At 70.7% G+C, this 2,471-nt stretch carries 1 protein-coding gene and 1 pseudogene; one reads left to right on the top strand and one right to left on the bottom strand.

The window, feature by feature from the left end:
• Positions 1 to 53: 53 nt before the first annotated feature.
• Positions 54 to 662, top strand: a pseudogene (locus VFB40_RS18075) (sensor histidine kinase); the annotation flags it as partial.
• Here the strand turns inward: VFB40_RS18075 and VFB40_RS18080 are convergent.
• Positions 615 to 2,471 (bottom strand): MMPL family transporter (locus VFB40_RS18080; RefSeq protein ID WP_324852156.1); only part of this gene is annotated, 1,857 nt, incomplete at its 5' end. The pseudogene VFB40_RS18075 and the gene VFB40_RS18080 overlap by 48 nt on opposite strands.

A 2,471-nucleotide genomic window follows, 5' to 3' on the forward strand; every position in this document is an offset into this window, starting at 1 on the left:
TGCCGGTGGACGGCGCGGACGAGCTCAGCCGCCTGGGCAAGGCGTTCAACCGGATGACCCGCTCGCTGGCCGGCTCGCGCGAGCGGCAGCAGCGGCTGATCGCCGACGCCGGGCACGAGCTGCGCACCCCGCTCACCTCGCTGCGCACCAACGTCGAGGTGCTGCGCAAGATAGAACTGCTCGACCCGGAGGACCGGGAACGGCTGATCGTCTCGGTCCTGGCCGGGATCGACGACCTGACCGGGCTGGTCGCCGACACCGTGGAGCTGGCCCGCGGGGAGGAACCCGCCGCGGCCTTCGAGGAGCTGAGCTGGGACGCGCTGGCCGAGCACGTCGTGGACCGGGCCCGGCTGCACTGGCCGCAGGTCGAGTTCGCCGCCGACCTGGCTCCCACCCGGATCGTCGCGGTACCCGACCGGATCCAGCGCGCGATGGCCAACCTGCTGGACAACGCCGCCAAATTCAGCGGCGGGGCCGGCCGGGTGGAAGTCACCCTGGCCGGCCACGCTCTCACGGTTCGGGACCACGGCCCGGGCATCCCCGAGGGTGATCTGCCGCATGTCTTCGATCGCTTCTACCGGGCCGCCTCGATGCGCGACCGGCCCGGCTCCGGCCTAGGGCTGGCCATCGTCGCCCAGGTCGCCGAATCGCACCGGGGCACTGTGTCGGCCGCCAACCATCCCGACGGCGGGGCGGTCCTCAGCCTCCGGCTGCCCGAACCGGCCGAGCCGGCTGAACGGGGCCTGCGCGGGGATCACGGCGTCAGCTTCGGACGACACAGTGGCGGTGACCGGGATACTCCGGCGTAGCGAGCGCGACCAGTTGCGCTCGCCGAGCAGGATCATCACCGCCGGCAGCAACAGCACCCTGATGACGGTGGCGTCCAGCGCCACAGCCACCGCGAGGCCGACCCCGAGCTGCTTGAAGTCCTGCATCGAGAGCGTCCCGAAGACCCCGAACACCGCCACCATGATGACCGCGGCGCTGGTGACCGCCCCGGCCGCGGACCGCAGCCCGTGCATCACCGCGCGCTCGGTGCTCATTCCGCGCTCGCGCGCCTCCTTGATCCGGGAGACCACGAACACGTGGTAGTCCATCGACAGGCCGAACAGGACCACGAACACGAACAGCGGCAGCCAGGACTCGATCGCGCCGGGCACCTGTGAGTGCACCAGGCCGGCACCCCAGCCGTGCTGGAAGATCGCTGTCATCACGCCGTACGCCGCGCCCACCGAGAGCAGGTTGAGCAGGATCGCGGTGAGCGCGATCACCGGCGAGCGGAACGCGACCAGCATCAGCAGGAAGGTGATGGCGAGCACGAACGCGAACACCGGCACGATCGAGTGGTGCAGCTGCGCGTTGAAGTCCACGCCGAAGGCCAGCTGTCCGCCGACCGCCACCTGCGCCCCGGGCAGCTTGCCCAGCGTCTGCGGCACGACCTGGTTGCGCAGCGTGTCCAGCGCGTGCAGCGAGGTCGCGTCGGTTCCGTTCCCCTCCAACGGAACCTGGATCTGCGCCACGTTCGCCGACGGGTAGAGCAGCACCCGGATCGGGTTGCCGGTCTTCGGATCGCCGAGTTCGCCGGTGCGCAGCGCGGCCTGCTCGAACTGGCTGATCGCGTTCTGCGTCGCGGAGCCGTTGATGTCGGAGCTCTTGACCACGACCATCGCCGGCGCGGGACCGCCCGGGAAGGTCCTGGCGATCTGCTGATAGGTCTGCACGATCGGGATGTTCTGCGGCACCTGCTGATCGACCGTCAGCTTCTCGGTGTGCATGCCGAACGCCGGACCGGCCAGCAGGACCAGGAAGCCCGTCGCGCCCAGCAGCGCCGCCCGCGGATGTGCGGCCACCTTGCCCAGCGTCGCGTTCCACACCCGGCCGCCACCGGCCGCGGCCTTCTGCGCCCGCCGCGCCCTGCGCCGCTTGGCCCCCGGAAGCCGCCCGAACTCGACCTTGTCGCCGAGCATCGAGAGCAGTGCGGGCAGCACGGTCACCGAGCCGAGCATCGCGATCGCGACCACCAGGATCGTCGCCACGGCGAAGCCCTCGAAGATGTGCATGCCGGACAGGAACATCCCGGCCATCGCAACCATCACGGTGAGCCCGGAGACCAGCACCGAGCGGCCCGAGGTCGCCGCCGCGATCCGCAGCGCGGTCGCCTTGTCCTTGCCGACGGCCCGCTCCTCGCGCTCCCGGCGCAGGTAGAACAGGCAGTAGTCGACGCCCACGGCCAGGCCCATCAGCAGCATCACCGAGTTGGCCGAGGAGTCCACCGGGCTGAAATGACTGGCCAGACCGAGCAGCCCGATCGCGGCCATGAACGCGGTCAGCGCGAGCAGCACCGGCAGGATCGCCGCGAGCAGCGCGCCGAAGGCGACCAGCAGGATGCCGAGCGCGAGCGGGACTGCGGTCCACTCCGCGTGCTTGAAGTCCTTGCCGAGCGTGTTGTTGAACCAGTGGTTCGCCGAGGC

The organism is Actinocrinis sp. (assembly GCF_035650855.1).
Taxonomy (GTDB): Bacteria; Actinomycetota; Actinomycetes; order Streptomycetales; family Catenulisporaceae; genus Actinocrinis.